At 38.8% G+C, this 22104-nt stretch carries 24 protein-coding genes; 18 read left to right on the forward strand and 6 right to left on the reverse strand.

The genetic code is table 11. The features are described from left to right. The first annotated feature begins 139 nt into the window (after nt 1–139). The 14 genes from C9J38_RS15470 to C9J38_RS15535 all read left to right on the forward strand — a co-directional run bounded on the left by C9J38_RS15470 (nt 140) and on the right by C9J38_RS15535 (nt 12234). Nucleotides 140–1120 (forward strand): DUF1852 domain-containing protein, encoded by a 981-nt coding sequence (locus C9J38_RS15470; RefSeq protein ID WP_107207867.1) that lies wholly within the window; start codon nt 140–142, stop codon nt 1118–1120. A gap of 48 nt (nt 1121–1168) precedes the next feature. Further along, nucleotides 1169–2197, forward strand: coding sequence for a methionine synthase (locus tag C9J38_RS15475; protein ID WP_107207869.1), 1029 nt, complete (start codon nt 1169–1171; stop codon nt 2195–2197). Nucleotides 2198–2418: 221 nt separating this feature from the next. After that, nucleotides 2419–3210, forward strand: a complete 792-nt coding sequence (locus tag C9J38_RS15480) for a phytanoyl-CoA dioxygenase family protein (RefSeq protein ID WP_107207871.1) — start codon at nt 2419–2421, stop codon at nt 3208–3210. Between the two features lie 331 nt (nt 3211–3541). Next, on the forward strand, nt 3542–4720 hold the full coding sequence (locus C9J38_RS15485; protein ID WP_107207872.1) for a hypothetical protein: 1179 nt from the start codon (nt 3542–3544) through the stop codon (nt 4718–4720). A gap of 145 nt (nt 4721–4865) precedes the next feature. Next, nucleotides 4866–5441 carry an RNA polymerase sigma factor gene (locus C9J38_RS15490; protein WP_107207873.1) on the forward strand — a complete coding sequence of 192 codons (576 nt, stop codon included), beginning with the start codon at nt 4866–4868 and terminating at the stop codon, nt 5439–5441. A 262-nt stretch (nt 5442–5703) separates the two neighbouring features. Beyond that, on the forward strand, nt 5704–6333 hold the full coding sequence (locus C9J38_RS15495) for a PepSY-associated TM helix domain-containing protein (RefSeq protein WP_107207875.1): 630 nt from the start codon (nt 5704–5706) through the stop codon (nt 6331–6333). Nucleotides 6334–6350: 17 nt separating this feature from the next. Beyond that, complete coding sequence (locus C9J38_RS15500; RefSeq protein WP_005365370.1) at nt 6351–6875, forward strand: DUF2271 domain-containing protein; 525 nt, start codon at nt 6351–6353, stop codon at nt 6873–6875. A 13-nt stretch (nt 6876–6888) separates the two neighbouring features. Then, entirely contained in the window at nt 6889–7719 is an 831-nt protein-coding gene (locus C9J38_RS15505) for a DUF4198 domain-containing protein (protein WP_107207876.1), read from the forward strand. 90 nt (nt 7720–7809) lie between these two features. Further along, nucleotides 7810–8127: a hypothetical protein gene (locus tag C9J38_RS15510; RefSeq protein WP_199195425.1), complete on the forward strand. Its 318-nt coding sequence runs from the start codon at nt 7810–7812 to the stop codon at nt 8125–8127. Beyond that, the gene (locus C9J38_RS15515) at nt 8124–8711 is read left to right on the forward strand and encodes a hypothetical protein (RefSeq protein ID WP_107207879.1); all 588 of its coding nucleotides are present in this window, start codon (nt 8124–8126) and stop codon (nt 8709–8711) included. The genes C9J38_RS15510 and C9J38_RS15515 overlap by 4 nt, the downstream gene beginning before the upstream one ends. A 57-nt stretch (nt 8712–8768) precedes the next feature. Continuing rightward, nucleotides 8769–9677: a metal ABC transporter solute-binding protein, Zn/Mn family gene (locus C9J38_RS15520; protein WP_107207881.1), complete on the forward strand. Its 909-nt coding sequence runs from the start codon at nt 8769–8771 to the stop codon at nt 9675–9677. Further along, nucleotides 9674–10432, forward strand: coding sequence for a metal ABC transporter ATP-binding protein (locus C9J38_RS15525; RefSeq protein ID WP_107207883.1), 759 nt, complete (start codon nt 9674–9676; stop codon nt 10430–10432). Before C9J38_RS15520 ends, C9J38_RS15525 begins: the two co-directional genes overlap by 4 nt. Continuing rightward, a complete protein-coding gene (locus C9J38_RS15530) occupies nt 10432–11307 on the forward strand; it encodes a metal ABC transporter permease (RefSeq protein ID WP_045082039.1) in 876 nt (291 codons plus the stop codon). The genes C9J38_RS15525 and C9J38_RS15530 overlap by 1 nt, the downstream gene beginning before the upstream one ends. Nucleotides 11308–11319: 12 nt before the next feature. After that, nucleotides 11320–12234, forward strand: coding sequence for a metal ABC transporter solute-binding protein, Zn/Mn family (locus C9J38_RS15535; protein ID WP_199195426.1), 915 nt, complete (start codon nt 11320–11322; stop codon nt 12232–12234). Between the two features lie 179 nt (nt 12235–12413). Here the strand turns inward: C9J38_RS15535 and C9J38_RS15540 are convergent, their stop codons facing one another. The 4 genes from C9J38_RS15540 to C9J38_RS15555 all read right to left on the reverse strand — a co-directional run bounded on the left by C9J38_RS15540 (nt 12414) and on the right by C9J38_RS15555 (nt 15828). Beyond that, a complete protein-coding gene (locus tag C9J38_RS15540; RefSeq protein ID WP_107207884.1) occupies nt 12414–12968 on the reverse strand; it encodes a manganese efflux pump in 555 nt (184 codons plus the stop codon). 120 nt (nt 12969–13088) lie between these two features. Further along, the gene (locus C9J38_RS15545; RefSeq protein WP_107207885.1) at nt 13089–13604 is read right to left on the reverse strand and encodes an NUDIX hydrolase; all 516 of its coding nucleotides are present in this window, start codon (nt 13602–13604) and stop codon (nt 13089–13091) included. 12 nt (nt 13605–13616) lie between these two features. Continuing rightward, nucleotides 13617–14669: a GGDEF domain-containing protein gene (locus C9J38_RS15550; RefSeq protein ID WP_107207887.1), complete on the reverse strand. Its 1053-nt coding sequence runs from the start codon at nt 14667–14669 to the stop codon at nt 13617–13619. A gap of 235 nt (nt 14670–14904) precedes the next feature. After that, nucleotides 14905–15828 (reverse strand): alpha/beta fold hydrolase, encoded by a 924-nt coding sequence (locus C9J38_RS15555; RefSeq protein WP_107207889.1) that lies wholly within the window; start codon nt 15826–15828, stop codon nt 14905–14907. Between the two features lie 271 nt (nt 15829–16099). Here C9J38_RS15555 and galE point away from each other — a divergent pair, with 271 nt between their 5' ends. Further along, nucleotides 16100–17119 (forward strand): UDP-glucose 4-epimerase GalE, encoded by a 1020-nt coding sequence (galE, locus tag C9J38_RS15560; protein WP_107207892.1) that lies wholly within the window; start codon nt 16100–16102, stop codon nt 17117–17119. Between the two features lie 93 nt (nt 17120–17212). Here galE and C9J38_RS15565 read toward each other — a convergent pair whose 3' ends face one another. Then, a complete protein-coding gene (locus C9J38_RS15565) occupies nt 17213–17812 on the reverse strand; it encodes a DUF2238 domain-containing protein (protein WP_107207893.1) in 600 nt (199 codons plus the stop codon). 223 nt (nt 17813–18035) lie between these two features. Between C9J38_RS15565 and C9J38_RS15570 the strand changes: the two genes are divergently transcribed. After that, nucleotides 18036–19376 (forward strand): DEAD/DEAH box helicase, encoded by a 1341-nt coding sequence (locus C9J38_RS15570; RefSeq protein ID WP_105062160.1) that lies wholly within the window; start codon nt 18036–18038, stop codon nt 19374–19376. Between the two features lie 123 nt (nt 19377–19499). Here C9J38_RS15570 and C9J38_RS15575 read toward each other — a convergent pair whose 3' ends face one another. After that, complete coding sequence (locus tag C9J38_RS15575) at nt 19500–20051, reverse strand: SPOR domain-containing protein (protein WP_107207894.1); 552 nt, start codon at nt 20049–20051, stop codon at nt 19500–19502. Nucleotides 20052–20357: 306 nt separating this feature from the next. Between C9J38_RS15575 and C9J38_RS15580 the strand changes: the two genes are divergently transcribed. Both C9J38_RS15580 and C9J38_RS15585 read left to right on the forward strand, forming a co-directional pair. Beyond that, a complete protein-coding gene (locus C9J38_RS15580) occupies nt 20358–20738 on the forward strand; it encodes a LexA family transcriptional regulator (protein ID WP_107207896.1) in 381 nt (126 codons plus the stop codon). Nucleotides 20739–20751: 13 nt separating this feature from the next. Beyond that, complete coding sequence (locus tag C9J38_RS15585; protein ID WP_107207897.1) at nt 20752–22062, forward strand: Y-family DNA polymerase; 1311 nt, start codon at nt 20752–20754, stop codon at nt 22060–22062. Nucleotides 22063–22104 lie beyond the last annotated feature (42 nt).

Here is a 22104-nt window from a genome sequence, read left to right on the forward strand (position 1 = left end):
AACTCAAACGTAACCACTTGAGTTTTTTTCATATTGATAGTGAAAGAAATACGCTTTTATTGATCAAGCACCCTACGTATAACTGAATACAGAAAGCGCATCAGCATTCACTCATTTCAGCTAAAAGGTAGAGGCCGCTATGACAAAGAATTTCACATTTACTATTAATAAGACGGGCCTTGATGAAAATTATCATCCCGCTAGCAACACACGTATTACTACCAATTTCGCTAACTTAGCGCGAGGGGAAAGCCGCCAACAGAACTTACGTAACGCATTAAACATGATCAATAACAGCTTTAATGCCTTGGCGAACTGGGATAACCCCGAAGGTGATCGTTATTCTGTTGAGCTTGAAATTGTCTCGGTTGATATCGACATTGAAGGACAGGGGCAAACATTCCCATCGATTGAAGTATTAAAAACCCACATTATTGATAATAAAACTAACCAGCGTATTGAAGGGATTGTCGGTAACAACTTTTCTTCTTATGTGCGTGATTACGATTTCAGCGTACTACTGCAAAACCATAATAAAGGTAAGCCACAGTTTAGTATTCCAGATAACTTTGGCGAGCTGCATGGCAAAATCTTCCAGAGCTTTGTTAACTCTGATGTATATAAAGACAATTTTAAAAAGACACCGGTGATTTGTTTATCTGTATCTGATAACAAAACCTATTTCCGCACCGAAAATCAGCACCCAGTATTGGGCGTGGAATATAAATCCAATGAGTCGTCATTGACCGAGCAGTATTTCCAAAAAATGGGCTTACAGGTACGTTACTTCATGCCTGCAAACAGTGTTGCTCCTTTGGCGTTCTACTTCTTTGGTGATTTATTAAATGATTACACCAACCTTGAGCTGATCAGCACCATTAGCACCATGGAAACCTTCCAAAAGATCTATCGACCAGAAATCTATAATGCAAACGCAGTGGCTGGAAAGTCCTATAAACCCAACTTAAAGTGCCCCGATCATTCACTGACCAAAATCGTGTATGACCGAGAAGAGCGCAGCAGGTTGGCAGGTGAACAAGGCAAATTTGCCGAGCAGCACTTCATTAAACCGTACCAAACCGTGCTTGAGCAATGGTCAGCGAATTTCGTGACTAGCTAACATCAACATTGCTTTCATCATTTATTACAACATAGGACGTTAACTATCATGAAAACATTATTACCGACATCAACAGCAGGAAGCTTACCGAAACCCGATTGGTTGGCAGAGCCTGAAAAACTTTGGTCAGAGTGGAAATTGGAAGGGGATGCATTAGCGGCAGGAAAACAAGATGCGCTACGTTTATCACTGCAAAATCAACAACAAGCAGGAATTGATATTGTCAGTGACGGTGAACAAACTCGCCAACATTTTGTAACTACCTTTATAGAGCACCTCAACGGCGTTGACTTTGAAACCCGTAAAACGGTTAAAATCCGAGACCGTTATGATGCCAGCGTACCTACTGTTGTTGGTCCTGTTTCTCGTCAAAAATCGGTGTTTGTTGATGATGCTAAATACCTTCGTCAGCAAACTAAACAACCGATCAAATGGGCACTGCCTGGTCCTATGACTATGGTTGATACTCTATATGATGCGCACTACAAAAGTCGTGAAAAACTGGCATGGGAATTTGCTAAAATCCTTAATCAAGAAGCCAAAGAATTAGAAGCAGCAGGGGTTGATATTATTCAATTTGATGAGCCAGCCTTTAATGTATTCTTTGATGAGGTTAATGAATGGGGAATTGCCTGTTTAGAAAGAGCCATTGAAGGGCTGAAGTGTGAAACTGCTGTTCATATTTGTTATGGCTATGGCATTAAAGCCAATACTGATTGGAAGAAAACACTCGGTTCAGAGTGGCGTCAATACGAAGAGGCGTTTCCTAAACTGCAGCAATCTAATATCGATATTATCTCGTTAGAATGCCATAACTCTCATGTACCCATGGATTTGCTAGAGCTTATTCGTGGAAAAAAAGTGATGGTAGGGGCGATTGATGTTGCCAGTGATAAAATTGAAACGGCGGAAGAAGTCGCGGATACATTGCGTAAAGCACTTAAATTTGTTGATGCTGATAAACTCTACCCATGCACCAATTGCGGCATGGCACCGCTAGCCCAGCATATCGCACAAGGCAAACTTGAAGCCTTAAATGCAGGGGCTGAAATCATTCGAAAAGCGCTTTTAGCTTAGACGATTTGGGGTGTCACCGTGTGTAAATGTACTTTATTGATAGAGTGATATAGTGCATTTACATAATCAAATTATCTCTTTTTCAGAAGCTCTAAATTCTTTAAATAAACAACACGCGTTTAGAATACTCTGACATACTTGCTTATCACTATTATCGTCTGGCACTATTCGCCAAAGAATACCGTAATCAGTCAACGGTATAGAGAATGTGAAGGTCGTCAGTGTTATTCAATAGCCAACAATTAAGTCAGCAATACGAAGAATTCGGTTACTTCGTTATTCGCAATTATTTCAGTGAAGATCAGATAACTTCACTCAGAAAAGTCGTTTTAACTTTTCATGAATTATGGAAAGCTGACAACAAAGAGTTCTATCAAGAAGAAGCATTTAACTCATCTTTGATTACTGGAAGCCAGTATTTATCTATCGCAGAGAGAACGGAACTATTTGACTTTATTAGTTCAAAAAAAATCATGGATGTGGTTGATACCGTAATACCTAAAAATCCTGCTTTCATGAATACTCAACTGTTCTTTAATCCGGTGAACCCGCAACAAAAAGACTTTTGGCACCGTGACTGTCAATATGATTATGATATTGAAGACCAAATGAGAGTCATATTAGAAACGCAAGTATTGCACCTTCGTGTCCCTTTATTTGATGAACCCGGTATGGAAATAATACCCGGCACGCACAAGCGATGGGATAATGAAGAAGAATACAATGTTCGCCAAGAAGTGAATGGCAAAGTCAGCCATGATAGCCTTTCTGGTGGGAAGAAGATTGCATTATCGGCAGGTGATTTATTGGTATTTTCAGCAGATATGATTCATCGTGGTTTATACGGATTAGATCGCTTAGCATTGGATATTTTAATTTTTGATTCGGCATCTGATTATGTTGATTACGTTGATGATGATTGTTTACCTACTCAATTAATATTGCAAAAGATTGCTGACCCACGATTGTTTATTAATACGCTACAGCTTAAGTCAATGGCGTGTGCTTCATAACACATATTAAAATTGATGCTTGAAAGGGAATTCAACATCAAGTTCACATCAAAGTTTATATAATAACTTCCTTTTTCTCGAATTAACAATTCTAACTGTGTAGTGAATAGTTATCATTAATAGCGATACTTAAATGTTATTAATTGCGTCATGTTTAAATTCTAATTCATATTATCTATCCCAATGCGTATTTCTTATATTTGAGAAAGTAAAAAATTAATAAAATTTATTGTGACTTTTTTAGTTGTTGCTGAGTTTGTGTAAATACAGCCGGGCATTGCCATGGACTGAATATAAATAAAAACAAAGTAACAATTAAAGGAGTAGTATCATGAAATCAACAATTACTGCGGTGTCTGCTGCGGTTGGTATGCTGTTATCTTCAGTCACCTTGGCTGAACAAATTAGCATGTTTGATTATGATGAAGCGACATCAGCGTATGAGGATGCATATTTAGATGCGCAATTTGATTTACGAGATGGAAATCAAGATCAAGCCAGTTATAACGCTGTTGTAAGTGCAAATTATGATCGTGTATTTTCCTCGGCAAATCGTAATACGCGAATTGAGTTCGTCGGTGATACAAACATCAGTCAAGGCCCGAATAGTAATGATGAACGTAAAGAAAATTACCAAGCTTTATCTGCGCTAACCAATGATATGTACTTTAGCCCTAAGAAAAGTGATTTCTTTTGGTATGGGAAAGCAGAAGTTGGTGCCCAGACTGATATGAAAGATCCCTTTACTAAGTTAACGGCAGGTTTAGGTTATGGGCGAGTGGTAAATGCAACTCCAATGGCAAAAGCGATCCGTGTCGTTCAATCTCTTCAAGAACATGGTTTATTAAGAGGAAATGTTAGCCGAGAAACCTATCAAAATGTGGCACAAGTTATAGCAAGAGAAGCAGCTTATCGCAGCCGTTATGGCTCTGCTGATTATGCCGAATATTGGGTTGAAGATATTGGTAAAGCATTAGGTGATAAACTGAGCGCACGCGGTGCAATAAACTCTTACGATGTATTGATGAATGAGCGCATTTCAACCCGTAAATATGGCTGGCTAGTCAGAGCTGGTGCTGGTGCGGTATTGACTAACTATGATGGTTCAGTTAGCAAACCAGCGCTTGAAGTGGGAGCGGAATACCATTATCCAATTAATAACCAAACCCAATTTTCAAACGAAGCAATTTTAACCGCCATTTTGGATGATGGTAATAATGGCTTTAACGCAACCAATACAATGTTTTTAACGTATGAGCTGCGTGACAATATTGATTGGGAGAACGCATGGTTACTCACTTATGCTTCAAGTGATAAATCAGAAGATTTGATGACCAATAGTTTACGTTCAACATTCCGTTACTATGTATCTAATTTTATTAGTTTATCTGTAACTGGCGGCTTGTCTAAAACTGAAGATAATATTGACTATGATGGAACAACAAACACTAATCGAAATGATGATATCGATACAACGTTCCACTTTGGCTTAACGTACCGTCTGAAGTAATAAATTAAGTTCTAAACGCTAAAACACAGACTTTCTTTTTTATAAGACAAGTCTGTGTTTTTTTTTGCATATAGTAAATATGTATTGCGATTAACATGATTTTTTTGTCATTGAAATAATATAAAATTACTATACGGATATGCTAATGAATATATTAAATAATGGTTTGTCAAATGAAAGCGATTTACTTTATGTTTTTCAAAAAAATAGAGTAAAAAGGAATGAAATATTTTCATTGTTAATGAAATTTTATTGGCAATCTTTATATTCAAGATGTATGTATAGAATAAATGATAGTGGCAGTATTGATGATGTTGTTCAGGATGTTTTATTAAGGATTTACCAAGCACTACCAAAATATTGTCATCAAGGTGTTTTTAGAACATGGATTTATACAATTGCAGATAATGTTTGTTATTCTCACTTAGCAAAAAAGATGAGATATAATAAAAAAAACATTTCGATAAATAATATTGAGCCAGTAAGTCATTATAGTCAGGTCAATATAGATGATAAAATTGATATGGATATATTGCTCGATGAATTATCTTACAGTGAAAAAGAAATTATTGATTTACGATTTTATCAGGATCTAACATTATTAGAAATTAGTGATATTTTATGTATAACAATTAGTGCTTGTAAAATGCGCCTATATCGTGCGCTAAAGTTACTTCATGGCATTCTGTTTAGAAAAAATATCAGAACAATATCTATTTAGTTTTATTAAAACGCCTAATGGATTTAGCAGCAGTAAGATGTTGAGTTCGTAAACCGTAAAGACGTTGCAGTAAAAGCCAGTTGAACCTTTGTTTGATTGGCTTTTTTGTTTTTATTCAACTGGTTATGTGTTTTGATTGGCGTTTTATTACTCCCTTCATAATGTCCTCCACTGACTAACGTAAACAATGTAAATTGAATGCCAATAAGAACGATTATCAATTAAATTACTGCCATTCTAGGTAGGTAGCTAGTTTTTTACTATGGTGTTAAAGCAAAAAAATGTCCAATTGTGGGCACGTCGTCTTCATATTTACATTTCAATGGCGTTGTTATTGATTGTTTTATTTTTTGCCATTACTGGCATTACTTTAAATCGTCCTGAGTTGTTTGTATCTGATACACCCAGTGTGACAGAGCAAAAAATTACCATACCTACTTCATTGCTTTCGTCTGAACAAGGTCCGTTTGTACCTAACAAATCGGCTTTGATCAGTTATCTCTCTAAACATACCGATGTGCGTGGTACGGCTTCTGGTATTGAGATCTTTACCGATCTAGAGGGTGACGAATTAGTCGAAGGCGAGATCTCATTAGATTACAAAGGCCCTGGTTATAACGCTGTGGTCTTTATTGATATGACAACCGCACAAGCGAATATCGAAATCACCAATTATGGTGTTATTGCGCTACTTAACGATCTTCATAAAGGTCGTAATAGTGGCGAGGTTTGGAAGTGGTTTATTGATATTACTGCGGCTTTGATGATCTGTTTTGTGTTAACGGGTGTGTGTTTGCTACTACCGAAAAAGAAAACACTTAATACATCAATGAAGTGGATGAGTTTCGGCTCAGTTGTTACCGCCATTATCTACATTGTATTTGTTCCATAATATCTAGCAGGTTAACGATGACCATTAAAAATAAATTAAAAAAGACCGTACTGGCAACGTTACTGCTGGCACCTTTATCAACGGCATGGGCGGCACCTTTGCCAGAAACCGCTCAGTTAGATGTTGAGTTAAGTTTACCTAAAATTGAAACCTCAATGTATGCCCGTCCTTATGTCGCAGTGTGGATTGAAAACAGTGAACGTAAACCCGTAAGAACGATGCAGCTTTGGGTCGGTAAAGACGAATGGTTGAAAGATTTACGTAGCTGGTGGCGCAAAGTGGGGCGTTATGACCGAGAACTTGTTGATGCTGTTACATCTGCTACACGTCCGGTGGGTGAATACCGTTTTTCATGGGATGGCTTAGACGATAAAGGCAACCGTGTAGAGCAAGGAGATTATACCTTTTACGTTGAAGTGGTACGTGAACACGGCGGACGTAACTATTTACGCCAGAAATTAACGCTCGGTGAAAGTGCTGTTAGCCATGTTTTAGCACCAACACAAGAAACTGGCACTATCAAGATTAACTACAAACTCTAAGTGAATTGTCATCATGAATAATAAATTAAAAGCAGTATCTTTAGCATGCCTAGTGACAGCGGGTTTAGGGGGGGCATCTGTCGCTCAAGCACACCCTCGTTGGGTATTACCTTCACATTTCACTGTTTCCAAAGAGGGCGGTGATTGGCTGTCATTTGATGTGACAGCGTCACACGGAACATTTGTTTTTGATAAGCCAGCAAGCATTGAAACGACACAAGTTGTTATGCCTGATGGTCGTATTGCTTACCCAAATTTCACCATTCGTGGTAAACGTCGTGCGATTTTTGATTTCTTCTTTGAAGAAGAAGGTACTCATAAAGTACAAATTAATCAGACACCTAGATACTACACTTTCTACAAAGCGGGACGTCGTGATACTGAAAAACGTATGGAAGCGAATAAAGCGGATCGTATGACAATACTCCCGGAAAAGTCGCGTGACGTTGTCACTCAGGTGAGTTATACCCGTGCAGAAAGTTATGTGACTGTTGGGAAACCATCAACAAAAGCGATGGAACTGACAGGTAAATATCTTGAAATGGTACCTGTTACACACCCATCTGACATTGTTGAAGGCGAGCCAGTAACCTTCCAATTTTTCTTTAATGGCAAACCGCAAGCAGGAGTAACGGCGGACATTACACGTGAAGGAACGCTGTACCGTAACCACCAAGAGCAAATTGATGTGGTAAGTGATAAAGACGGCAAGATCACCTTCACTCCAGAAGTGGCGGGGCGTTACCTAATGAAGTCAAATTATAAAGGTATGGTTGAAAACGATCCTATGTACGACCGTGCAAACGTCAATGTTCACTTAACTTTTGAAACCTTACTTCAGTAATACAACTTCTGGTTAAGGCGTGAATCCATCACGCCTTGATCTCTGCATTCTTTAAGCCTGTCTTTGGGCTTGTTTGAGGTTTTTATGACAATGAAATCATCCATTATTGCGGCATCTTTACTTTGTTTAGGGACTTTTTCAACGCCAGCATTTGCTCATTTTCCACTAATGAGTTGTTGGTTTGAAGCCGATAAAGTGTTGTGTGAAGCCGGTTATAGTGATGGCAGTACCGCAGTGGAATACAACGTTGATATGTTTGATTACGACGATAACTTAATCGCGAAAGGCATGACAGATAAGCGCTCAATCGCTGAGTTCACCAAGCCTGATACTGACTTTTATTTGGTTTTTGATGCTGGACATGAGAATCCTGTTGAAGTCGATGTTGTTGAGATAAAAGAAAAATGATCCGTCAAACTGTTCGCTCTGATAATGGAGATCGAGAAGGCAAGTGGGTCGCCTTATGTATTGGATTAATCTTGTTGGTGTCTTTTGTTTTACTTCCTTATCACCAAACCAAGCAACCCAAATCGGCACTGCTTTCGCATCAAATTTCAATTACTGATTTAGCCGCTGAAGAAATCGCTATGATTGCGGAATTACGGCTTGCTCATGAAGAAATCCGTAACTTATATCAAGATAGCCAGTTAAGTGTTGCTGTTGGTCAATGGCCACAAATCTCTGAGCTTCAAGAGTTTTGGATTGCTCCTTTTGTGACAGATAAAAGTTGGGAGCGAAAAGGTCGTCATCAGTGGGCACTGATAACTGATGCTATCTATCAAGGTGTGAGGTCGGATGATAAAGGCGCGATGTCGATAGTGCTTAATAGTCATTCAGCGTCTCCCGATATTTGGCTCGCGATGAACGATAATGTGAGCTTACTTGATGCCAATACATTACGCGATTTTGATGGCAAACATTTAATCAATAATGGTTGGACGCAAATTGTGTTTAACGATTCTCCTAATAACAACGGATCACACAATCACTAATAACGGCGCTTTGGTTTTATTGCCGTTAATCTTTACTGTACCGAGATTTAGATAACAATGAATAAATTAATTAAATCTAGCCTTACTGCCATAGCATTGCTTGTGAGTATGAATAGCTTTGCTGCTGATAAAAAGACCATTGGTATTACTTTGCAGCCTTATTACAGTTATGTAAAAGCGGTTGTTGGTGATAAAGCAGAAATTTTGCCATTGGTTGATGCAGGTTTTAATCCCCATAACTATTTACCTCAACCTAATGATCTTAAACGTCTAAAAGAGATGGATATCATTGTGGTTAATGGTATTGGTCACGATGATTTTGCGTTGAAAGTTATTCAAGCAGCAGATCGTGATGATTTGATTGTCATTGAAGCTAATAATGATGTGCCACTGTTGCCTGCGATGGGGCAGTCGGTTGGTAATGGCGCTGTGAATCCCCATACGTTTGTTGGATTATCTACCACGATTCAGAAGGTTTATACCATTGCTAATGCATTAGCGAAAATTGATCCTGACAACGCCGCTGAATATCGAAAAAATGCCCGTGATTATGCTAAACAGTTTCGTTTAATGAAGCGTGATGCAATGTTAACGCTGGGGGATTTAGATACAGCGGGAATGAAAGTTGCGACTACGCACAATGCGTATGGCTACTTATTGCAAGAGTTTGGTGTTGATGTTGCTGCGGTGATTGAACCTGCGCATGGTGTAGAACCAAGTGCAAGCCAACTACAAGAAACCATTGAGAAAATTAAACAATCAGGCATTGACGTTTTGTTTTATGAATTAAACATGCCTAATCGTTATGTCGATACCATTGAAAAGGCAACAGGTGTTCAGTTATACCGTTTTTCTCACATGACACATGGAGACTATGACGGTAAGAAAGTTGAACTTGAGATGAAAGAAAACCTTGCCACATTAGTTGAAGCAATCAAGTTTGCTGCAAATAAGGATCAAGCATGATCATCGGTCCTAGCATTCAGTTAACTAACGTTAACCTTCAATACGGTCCTAATCAGATTTTATCTGAAATCACTCATCAATTTGACGGTGGACAATGCCATGTGGTGATGGGACCTAATGGTGGCGGTAAAACATCATTGCTACGTTCTATTTTAGGCTTAACACCGTTTCGTGGGCAAATTGATATTTTATGGGATGAATCTGTTAATAACGGTAAAGCCGGTACGATTGGTTATGTGCCACAAAAAGCAATGTTTGAACAAAGTCTACCGTTAACCGTGATGGATTTTATCTTATTAAATCAAACCCGTTCACCTTTGTTTTGGCGCCAACGTCAGAAAGATAAACAAATTGCATTAACGCAACTTGATCGTGTCGGTATGGCGAATCGTGCAGATCGTCGTATGGGGCAATTATCTGGCGGTGAACAGCAGCGTGTGTTGTTTGCTCAAGCACTATTAGATAATCCTGATTTACTGGTACTTGATGAGCCAACGACGGGTATGGATGAGCAGGGTGTGCGTTATTTAGAATCGCTTATCCATGAATTTGTTAACCAAGGTAAAACTGTATTAGCGGTTCATCATGATGTGACAGCGGTTCGACGTTTAGAAGCGCAAGTTCATGTGGTCAATCGTGTGTTAGTTGATAGCGGTGATCATAGTCAAGTATTGGTACCAGAGAAGATTGAACGTTTGTTTAATCATTATTCACAGCCAGCAGTCTCTGCGTCTAATCAATCAGAGGTGGCGTAATGGAACTATTAAGACATTGGGCACAACTCGGTGTTGATGCTGGTTGGTTAAGTGACAGTTTCTCTTATGCCTTTATGGTTAATGCAATCGTAGCTGCACTGTTGCTTGGGCCTCTTTTAGGTGGTTTAGGTACCTTAGTGATAGCTAAACGTTTAGCTTTTTTTTCTGAAGCTGTCGGTCACGCCGCTCTAACGGGTATTGCCTTAGGTGTATTGTTAGGCGAGCCGCCAGAAAATCCATTCATTGGTTTATTTAGCTTCTGCATGATTTTTGCTTTATTGCTGCATTTCGTGCGAAATCGAACCAATGTACCTTACGACACATTAGTCGGTGTTTTCCTCGCGTTAGCATTAGCGGTTGGTGCTGCATTGTTGATGTATGTAGCACGTAAGATCAATATTCACATGTTAGAAAACGTCTTGTTTGGTTCAATCCTAACGGTAACAGATCAAGATTTGATTGTTCTTGCGATCAGTTGTGCCTTAATTGTACTGCTCTTAATACCGACGTTTAATCGGATTTTATTAACCTGTATTAGTCCTGATATTGCCCGAGTTCGTGGCTACAAAACCAATTTTTATGATTACTTATTTGTGATGATGATAACGCTGGTCACGATTGCATCTGTGAAAATTGTTGGAGCAGTGTTGGTTGGGGCGTTGCTATTGATCCCGGGCGCAACGGCGCGGTTATTAACCAAGAATATGGGCAGTTTTGTTTTATTGTCGGCTCTACTAGCCACAATAAGTTGTGTTATTGGTACGGTATTGCCAATGGAATTAAAACTTCCAGTTCCATCAGGCGCTGCGATTATTATTGTTTCTGCTATCTTTTTCATGTCAGCAACGATGTACCGCATTATTCGTAAAAGTTAATCAGGAAACCACATGTTTTTGTTGAATAAATTTTCTATCTCCATGCGCAAAACGCAAACTGTGTTATTCGGTGCCTGTTTAAGTGCTGCCGTTTTATTGCCAACAAGTGTTGTTTACGCCAAAGACATTTTAACAGCAACGCCTGTGACTTATATGTTAGCGACAGAGCTGACTAAAGAGACAGGGATCACGACCGAATATTTGCCTCCTAAACGCTACGGTGTAACGCGTTTACCTAACTGGTTTTCAACAAAGGGGGGGGATGTTGCTTCAAACGCAAGTAAAACTGCAAAAGCTGTGATTACGTTAGGCGCCATTTGGCCGAATGATCCGCTCTTTATTCATGCTCGTGAGGGCAATATTAATATTGTTGAAATTGATGCCTCTCAAGCAATTTCGCCACGCGCACAAGGTGTTGCTGCATTACGTTTACCTGATGGCACTACATCGTTATATGCATGGTTAAACCCAACTAACTTAACGCGTATGGCAGCAATTGTAAGCGATGACCTCCAGCGTTTATGGCCTGAAAAAGCCCAGCAAATTGAAAAAAATCAACAAGCTTTAATGATAGATGTTCGTAAGTTGATTAATCGTCAACAAGACACTCTTATGCAAGCCGATGTTAATGCTGTTGTCTTACTCTCTGCAGAGCTAGAAGATTTTGCATCAGGTAATCAGCTATTTGTTGTTGAGCGTATGACGAAGCCTGAATTGGAATGGACAGATGCCGATAAAACGCAATTAAGCCGATTGTTAAAAGAAGATCCTTCATTAACTATTCTGACAACGAAAACGTTAAGCCAAAATATGAAAGCATTCGTTTCTGCTGATACTAAAGTTATCGTGATTGATAGCCTTGATCGTTGGGGACGTGGCGGTATTGATACCAAACAGCCACTACAACGCTGGGAAGTAAAACTATAAACTAGGATATTATCGCTATTTATTCATTTATTTGTAAATAAAATGTAGTGATTAATTGCAATACTCAACTAGTCTAAGCGTCCACAGCTTATGACGTAGTCGCTACTTATTCAATCTGTATTATACAAGAATATAATTAGCACTGCTTTGCCCAGTTTAGTACTGGGCTTTTTTATTGGTTAGAACGTGAAAAGCAAAGATAGTACACCTAACCCAATAAGTAATGTGCCAGAAATGATGTCGTTATATTTACCAATCACTTTACCAATAACATAATTGCCTAAATTATTACCAGCATAGGTTAATCCAACACCAGTAATAAAGGTTAATGCTACAACTAACATGATATTTAGATGAGTAATACTACCGAGAATACCCACTCCAATATTATTAATTGAAAGTAAAAAACCTAATATAACCGCACCTTTGATGCTTAGGTCACGGGGTTTCTCTTGTTCTATTTGTTGTTTTTTAACAAAATTTGAACCAATAAACCAAGCGCCCATTAGAATAAAAATGATTGAACCTAATTCATTCGAAAATTTGTGAGGAACAAGGTGAGTGATCAGTTGACCAAACAGCATGGATAAATAGGTAATGAAAGTGGTAATAAATGAAATGATCATATTCGATGAAAGAGGAATATCTACACTTTTAACTCCGTATGTTAAACCTATGACAAAATTATCGAGGTTAGAGGATAGGGTAAATAATAATGCGAGAAGAAAAGACATGAACTACCGCTCCATAAAGTGTTCTTTATAGTCTTTTACTGTGAGAACGACGAACAATATGTATGGGTAGTTATTTTCCAGATATGGTTTTTACGCTGAAATCGGTTTCAGCGCAAAAAATTATAGGAGTCCAGCTAAACGTGCTTTAAGAAAAGCAGACAGGGTTTTGTTATCTTTAACTTCATTTTTTACAATTTTTTGCTCGAGTTCAGTGACCGAAAGGGTAACTACTTCGATAATCTCATCATCATCAAGCTGACCAATGGTTGGGGCGAGATCTGTTGCAACGAAAAGGTGTTGGATCTCATCGCAAAAGCTAGGTACTGGTAGTAATTCTCCTAATGACTGCCAGCTTTCTGCTTTTAAATTGGTTTCTTCAGCGAGCTCTCTTTTCGCACAAAGAAAAATATCTTCATTAGGCTCTATTGTTCCAGCTGGAAATTCCAAAATCCATTGGTTAATCGCAGGACGATATTGGTTAACTAAAACAAGATGTCCTTGGCTATTAATAGGAATAATGACCACAGCCCCAGGATGCTTAATTGATGTAAATGTTACTTGTTTATTATTCGGCAGTACGTGCGCTTGTTCTTCAACTGAAAAACATTTCCATTGGCACAGTATTTTAGAAGACATGCTTTAGCACCTTTATTCATTGGTTGCTATTTGATTATATCCCCAACGTTTCGCACGCATCAATGCACTCTCTGCTTTAATGTAGTCATATCTAAAATCTTGATGTTCAACGGTGGTTATACCAACACTGATCGTCATATTAATTTTATGACCAGATTCTAACTCTAAAGTCCATTTAGCGACCTCATTGCGTAATGCAATGGCTATAAACTCTGCTTTTTGGAGATCTGCATTAGGTATAAGAATACAAAATTCTTGGCAACTTAATCGTGCAATTTGAACATCGGCATTACAAGTCTCTTTCATGCATTTTGCCAGCATCATAATAGCTTTATCACCCACATCGAGTCCGTATCGATCGTTAATGTCGCGAAGATTATCGATATCAATGAGTAGCATCGATATATCACGACGATAGCGTTTGCAACGAGATGACTCATTAAGATAAAGAGGGATGAAGCCTTCACGGCTTAGAAGCCCAGTTAAGTAGTCATGCGTTGTGGTACGTTTAACTTGCATAATGGCATCATAGCGATGGCGAGAAAGTAAAAATGCCATCACAAAAATTATTGAATAAGCACTGATGTTTTGTAATGCCGATGATATTTGTAAGTGTTTATTGGAAATTTCAGAAATACTCAGAACGATATAGATAAAACCAAATAGAGTGCTATACCATGCTGCTGTTTTTATCCTTAAAGCGAAAAAACACAACAGAGGAATGGTTAATCCAATTGTGTTACTGATGTGGCGTGCACCTTCAAAATAAAACCCACTAGCACAGACTAAGGTTGTCGCAATCAAGAATATCCAGAATAAGACTTTCGCTGAAAAAATAGAGCGGTTGAGGAGAGCAAGGCTATAACAAAGGAACATGCCAACGATACCGACAAGCGTGAAATAAAACTCAGCATCAGAAACAAAATAAGTAAATGCGATGACAGCACAAATAGCGCCAGAAAAAGGGAAAAGTAATGCGAGCTGTTTTTTAAGTGTTTTTTCGCTAAGTTCGATATAAGCAAAATTGGTGGGGTGGAGTTGATTGCTTTTGATTAATGTCGTCATAAGTTGGAAACGCCTTCGCACAGAATGAAAGAATACAGCATGTTGTGCACTGTGCGAGAATAGCAGCGTTTTACTCTATGTCTAATTTTTTTTGAAATTTAATGTAACGAGTTTTATCAAGAACAATAAAGAATAGAAACGATGATTTATTTTGTCTAACGTGTTAATAACGTTAGAAGCCAGTGATAATGAGGGAAGAATGTATCTTCCCTCTTATTTACTACTGCTCACTGATTTATTGTTGTAAAAAGTTATTAATCAGTTCAGATGTGAGGTGGGGTTGCTCATTAGTCACACCGTGTGCAGTATTTGGGATAACCACGATGGGTGCTTGAGTATATTTGCTGAGTTTGATGCCATTAGATAATGGAAATATCTTATCTTTTTCACCCCAAATGAGCATGAGTTTCGGCAAATGAGTAGGATCGAATTGCTGAATACGATCACGATCTAATGGCAGTGTTTGGATCAAACTGGTACGTTCTGGCTTCCATTGTGAAAAATAGCCTTGATAGATTTGCTCTGCAACAAAATCCGGCATTGGCTTTTTTTTCACAAAAACATTGTCGTATAAACGGCGAATACCGTCAGCACCATTCGGCACAAATAACGCTTCTGGTGTATTCACATTGGCACGTTTAACCAAATCAGCTAAGTCATTATCGCTAAAAAGCGGGCCTGGGCTAGCAATGATAATGGCTTTATTGATCCTCTCTGGTGTCGTCATCATATCGTAAGTAATAAAACCGCCGTAAGAGATACCAGCAACATTGATTTTTTGTAGTTTTAAGTGATCAACAAGTTGCCATATTGCTTGAGTTTGGGTCGCTAAACGTGCTTCTGCTTTACTTTTTGATTCACCAAACCACAATAAATCAGGCGCGATAACACGATAATGTTTGCTTAACTCAAGCATTTCAGCTTTCCATGTTGCCGCAGCTGTTCCGCCAAAACCGTGCAATAATAATAAAGGTTCACCTTGTCCACCTTCCCAGTAAGTCAGCGTTCCGCCTTCTTTTAATGCAAGGGAATGTTTAGTAAAACCATCATCATGTAGTACGGTTTGATCATGATCGGTTTTCCATTGAACCACTTCACAGCCATTGAGAAGAGGTAGCAAGCTGCATACCATCATAGTTATAGGAAATAAACGTTTCATAGTGACTCGATAGTTAAAAAAGCACTGCATAATAATACGGTGTTTTATAACAGCGGTGCAAGTCATTAAAACTGAAGATATTGTTTGTAATTGTAAACATAGATAATAAAGATTAAGTGCGTTCGATGGTAATATTAAGCATAACTGACTTGAAACTATGGTGATGAATCACGATAATTATTGTCAACTGATTGATTATCCATTTAATATGACGGCTTAATATAGCTTTGTATGAATGTGATAGCCTCTATTTTAAGGATTAGGAGACACTATGCGTGTTTTAGTTACTGGTGGCATGGGATATATCGGCAGTCATACTTGTGTACAAATGATTGAAGCAGGTATGACACCAATTATTGTCGATAATTTGTATAACAGTAAAGAAACAGTATTGGGTCGTATTGAAAACCTAACTGGCGTTAAACCTACTTTTTATCAAGGGGATATTCGCGATCGTGCTTTTTTAGATAAAGTTTTCGCTGAAAATGAAATTGATGCTGTTATCCATTTTGCGGGTTTAAAAGCAGTGGGTGAGTCAGTAGAGAAGCCTCTTGAATACTACGATAATAATGTTCATGGCACATTAGTGCTTGTTGAAGCTATGCGTGCGGCTGGTGTGAATGCATTGATCTTTAGTTCATCAGCAACGGTTTATGGCGATCCCGCTTCTGTACCAATTACAGAAGACTTTCCAACCAGTGCGACCAACCCTTATGGCCGTAGTAAGTTAATGGTTGAAGAGTGTTTGGCCGATATTCAACACGCTCATCCAGAAATGAGCATTACGTTACTGCGTTACTTTAATCCTGTTGGTTCGCACAAATCAGGCACTATGGGTGAAGATCCACAAGGTATCCCGAATAACTTGATGCCATTTATTTCTCAAGTTGCAGTTGGCCGCCGTGAATTCCTATCTGTGTTTGGCAATGACTATCCAACGATTGATGGCACTGGCGTTCGTGATTACATTCATGTCGTTGATCTTGCTGATGGTCACTTAGCAGCACTGAACCATAAAGGCTCTGAAGCAGGTTTACACATTTATAACCTAGGTACAGGTAAAGGTAACAGCGTACTGCAAATGGTTGATGCATTCTCTAATGCTTCAGGTGTGGAAGTGGCTTACCGCATTGCACCGCGTCGTCCTGGTGATATTGCTGAATGTTGGGCCGATCCTGCAAAAGCAAAAGCAGAGTTACATTGGGAAGCGAAATTAACCTTAGATGATATGACACAAGATACTTGGCGCTGGCAGTCGACTAACCCAAATGGTTATCCAGACTCTGAATAATTAGCGTTAGCACTGAATTACGAATAATCAAAAGGCGCTCACTTTATATTGAAGTGAGCGCCTTTTTGATATGAGCATTTAACAGCAGATGTTTTAACCTTCGGTTTGCTTATAGGTTTTAAAAATAAAGAATAAGATCAAACTAAACACGGCACCTAAGGTGTCAGCTAACATATCTTTCTGAGCATCCCAAATATCTCCTTGAGAGCCTAAGAATTCAATGCCTGCTTCACCACCAGCACTTGCAGCGTACCACCATTCAATGATCTCATAACCAGCAGCAATCGCCATGACAGCAAATAAACCAAATAAACCGGCAATAAGCGGCTTACAATGGTCTTTTCTCACTAAATATTCAGCAATAGGGAAAGCATAAAAGCCAATTGAAAAGTGGGCAAGACGATCAAAATTATTACGTCGGGAACCAATTAAATCATTAAACCAATCAAATGGGACATTCGCAAAGGTATAGTGAGCGCCGATATTGTGTAGTACTAACCATACTGCCATTAAAGCGTAAGCAAGGTTACTAAAACGATAGTAACGGAAAGTGAAAATGAGTATTCCAAAAATAATAATCAGCGGAATGGCTTCTGCTATCCATACTTCTCTAAAAGCAGGGTTTATTCCTAAAATGATGAAAAAGAGGGTATAGGAAACGGCTAACCATAATGGGAATTTATTTTCTGACATCATACATCCTTATTGAATAAATCTTCGCTAGATTAGACTAAATGCTCATTGCTTTCCAATTCGCTTTTATCTGCCGCTTTATGAGAAAATGAAAAAGGTAAATATGCTTTCTTAATCAGAACTTGTGTTATAATCAACGGCTAATGTTTTTCACGTTATTGTGATATTCATCATAGTTAACTGTAAACTCTATCCAAAGAGTTGTTTTTACCGGAGCGTCATTTTGCATTTTAAAGATCTTGGATTAGACCCACGCCTACTGAAAAAAATCAATCATTTGGCGTTTGATCGAGCAACCGAAATTCAGCAAACAGCTATTCCTGTTGCTATCGCAGGCAAAGATATCTTAGCCTCATCGAAAACGGGTTCCGGTAAAACATTGGCGTTTTTGCTTCCTGCAATGCAACGTATGTATCGTAGTAAGCCGTTTACACGCCGTGATCCTCGAGTATTGATCCTGACACCAACGCGTGAATTGGCTAAACAGGTTTTTGCGCAATTACGTACATTAAATGCAGGTACACCTTATGACGGTACCTTGATTGTTGGTGGTGAAAACTTTAATGATCAAGTTAAAGCACTTCGTAATGACCCTATGTTTGTTGTTGCAACACCGGGTCGTTTAGCTGATCACCTAGAGCACCGTAGTACGCACCTTGACGGTTTAGAAATGCTAATCCTTGATGAAGCAGACCGTATGCTTGATTTAGGTTTTGAAGCACAACTTCGTCGTATTAACGAAGCGGCTAACCACCGTCGTCGTCAAACCTTAATGTTCTCTGCAACGTTAGACCATTCAGATGTCGTAGAAATTGCATCTGAAATGCTTGATAACCCCAAGCGTATTTCGATTGGCCACTCAGCAGAAGAGCATAAAGATATTACACAACGCTTTATTCTTTGTGATCACTTAGATCATAAACAAGCGTTACTGGATAAAATCTTAGAAACCCAAGATTACAAACAAGTTATCATCTTTACTGCAACCCGTGCTGATACTGATCGTTTAACCGCTGAACTAAACGAGCGCAAGCTAAAAGCCGTTGCATTAAGTGGCAGCTTAAACCAGAACCAACGTAATAGCATCATGAGCCAATTTGAGCGCACATGTCATAAGATCCTTGTTACAACGGATATTGCTTCTCGTGGTTTAGATATTGATAACGTATCACTGGTCATTAACTTCGATATGCCTAAACACGCGGAAGAATATGTACACCGTGTAGGTCGTACAGGTCGTGCGGGTAACAAAGGTGATGCTGTATCACTGGTTGGCCCTAAAGACTGGAAGAGCTTTAAAAACGTTGAAGCATTCTTAAAGCAGAAGATTGAATTTACCACTATCGAAGGGTTAGAAGGTAAGTTTAAAGGGTTGAAACCTGCGCCTAAGAAGAAGTTTATTAAGAAGAAACCAACAGGCGATAAAGTGGTTGCTCAGAAGCAGCAAGCTCCACGTGCTAAGAAGAAAGTGGATAAACGTTTTTACGAAAACCAAGCGGTGGGTAACGACGTATTTATGCCGAAGAAAAAGCGCAATACAGACGTGAGTAAAGATGGCGAATAAGCTCTCTATTTAATCACTGCAAAAAAGCCAGAGTATGACTCTGGTTTTTTATTTCTGTTAAAAAATATAGACGATAAAAAACCAGCCTAAGTGCTGGTTTTTTATTGCGTAATCAAAGGTTGATTAACGTAGTTGGTATACCTGACCTTCTTTGTCAGCTTTCACCTTGGCAAAGCTTAATGGGAATGGTCCTTGTGCTTGAACAGATGCAGGTAGACTGTGAATAGCTTGGCGAGCTTCATCTTTTGTTGCAAAGTTACCATAAATGACAGCGTACCAGTTACGGCCGTCGACATGTTTCCAGTTAACCCAGATTGGCTCATTACCTGTAATTGGCTGTAGGTAACCACGTAAATTACGCTCTTCACTTAGTGCTAAGATTTGTACTGTGTAACGAGAAGGAGAAATATCACCAAATGCTTGGTCGTTAGTCATTGATGTCTCATCTTCAAGGTGCGCATTATTGTTGTTGATATAATCGCTATCAATCACTGGCGGTGGCGTTACTGTTGTTTCAGGAACGACTGTATGAGTTGGTTTTTCACACTGAAAATTAGCACCATCAATTTTTGATGGCATAAGGTAACCTGAATCGCATGGGCTGTCAGAAGATGCACAACCAGATAAAGCTAATAGGCCTAAAAGAGTAACTGCCTTACGAGTCAGCAACGTCATATGTGTCTCCATAATCTTTGAGAGTAGATACTATATCGACGAAAGCCTAGAAATAGGCGTCAATATTCAGTATCGGATTTTATTTAATTCATTGTATCCAATAAAGGTATATTCTCCGCATTAAAATAGTATAAAAAACGCTGTTTGATGATTTTTCATTCGATTAAAATACTGATTTACTAGTTTTTAATATGTTTTATGAATAATGGATTTTTGCAGTAAGAGAAAAAACAATAAAAAAAGTGACCTTACAGTACCAATCGTATTAAACTGTATAAATGTACAGTAGTATTTTTGGTCTGTTTAATGACAGCATATCCGTATTTTATTGAATCAGTGATGTGTGGTTTTCCATCTCCCGCTGATGGACATCAAGAGAGTTTAGATCTTGATGAGTATTTGATCCGCCATCCTAATGCGACTTTCTTTTTGCGTGCATCCGGTGAGTCCATGATTGGCGCTGGAATTTTTGATGGTGATTTGCTGGTGGTTGATCGGGCTGAAAAGGTGATCCCTGGGCGAATAGTTATTGCACGCATATATGATGAATTTACCTGTAAACGTTTAATTCGTTTAAATGATGCTTGGTGGTTAAAAGCAGAAAATCCAGCCATGAAATCATTTCCTCTACCCCAAGATGCTGAAATTTTTGGTGTCGTGACCCGTAATATTCACAATTTACTTTAATGCTGTATTTGAAATGACAATATCTGAAATTATTACAGGTAAACACGATCAAGTGTGGGCATTGGTAGACGCCAAGAGTTTCTATTGTTCTTGTGAACAGTTGTTTGATCCAACGTTAGTGAATAAGCCCTTAGTGGTACTTTCAAATAACGATGGTTGTTGTGTCGCTCTTTCTGATCAAGCGAAAGCACTGGGCATTCAACGTGGTGTGCCATGGTTTAAAGTTGAACGAGATGTCCGTATGAAAGGCGTTCAGGTACGTAGTTCAAATTACAACTTATATGCTGATATGAGTCGTCGTTTTATTGAAGAGCTCTCTAAATTTTCTCCGTGTGTTGAACAATATTCAATAGATGAAGCCTTTGTTCGTCTTGATGGTTTTAAGTTAGAACAATTGCAAGATTATGGTCGCGAAATTAAAGACACTATTTATAAAAATATTGGATTACCTGTTCGTGTAGGGATTGGTGCTACAGCAACCTTGGCTAAATTGGGCAATCATGCAGCCAAAGTGTATGAGCGACAGGTGAATGGTGTCATTCAAATTGACAGTGATTATAAAAGAGAATGGTTATTAGCCCGTACAGATATTCAAAATATTTGGGGGATAGGGGCAAAAACGGCAACGAAGTTACGTACATTAGGTATTGATAATGCATTTCAACTATCCCAAAAGAGTGCGCCTGAAATGCGGCGAGTATGGAATGTCGTTCTTGCACGAACAATAATGGAATTGCAAGGCGTCGCGTGTATTGCGCCTGGGGATATTGATGAAACCCGAAAACAAATTTTATCGAGTCGAAGTTTTGGACAAGGCATTACTGAGTTTGAAGAGTTAAAATCTGCTTTGGCTTTTCATTGCCAACGAGCGGGAGAAAAACTGCGAAAACAAGGAAGCCAAGCCAATATTGTTGGAGTGTTCTTACGTACTAATCGCTATAAGCAACTACCACAGCGAAACCGTAGTAGTGCAGTGGCACTTATGTGCCCAAGCCAAGATAACTATAAGTTTATTGAATCCGCAATACAGCAGCTAAAACAGCTCTATAAAGAAGGCTATGAGTATCAAAAAGTTGGTGTGATATTAGATGAACTGACACCAGCTGAAAACAATAGCTTTCAATTAGATATGTTTGATACCAGTGCCTATGATGAAACTAAACGTCGAGATTTAATGGCAATCACCGATATGATGAATGCGAAGTTTAAGAATGGAATTAAACCCGCCTCTGTTATTGCAACTTCCAACTGGCACATGAAGCAAGCACATCGTTCTAACCGTTGGACTACACGACTTGATGAATTACCGATTGCGAAATGTTAAACCTCTGTCGCGGCGAATAGTTTTAAGTTGACAAAAGCCTGA

It is taken from the genome of Photobacterium sp. GB-210, assembly GCF_003026075.1.
Taxonomy (GTDB): domain Bacteria; phylum Pseudomonadota; class Gammaproteobacteria; order Enterobacterales; family Vibrionaceae; genus Photobacterium.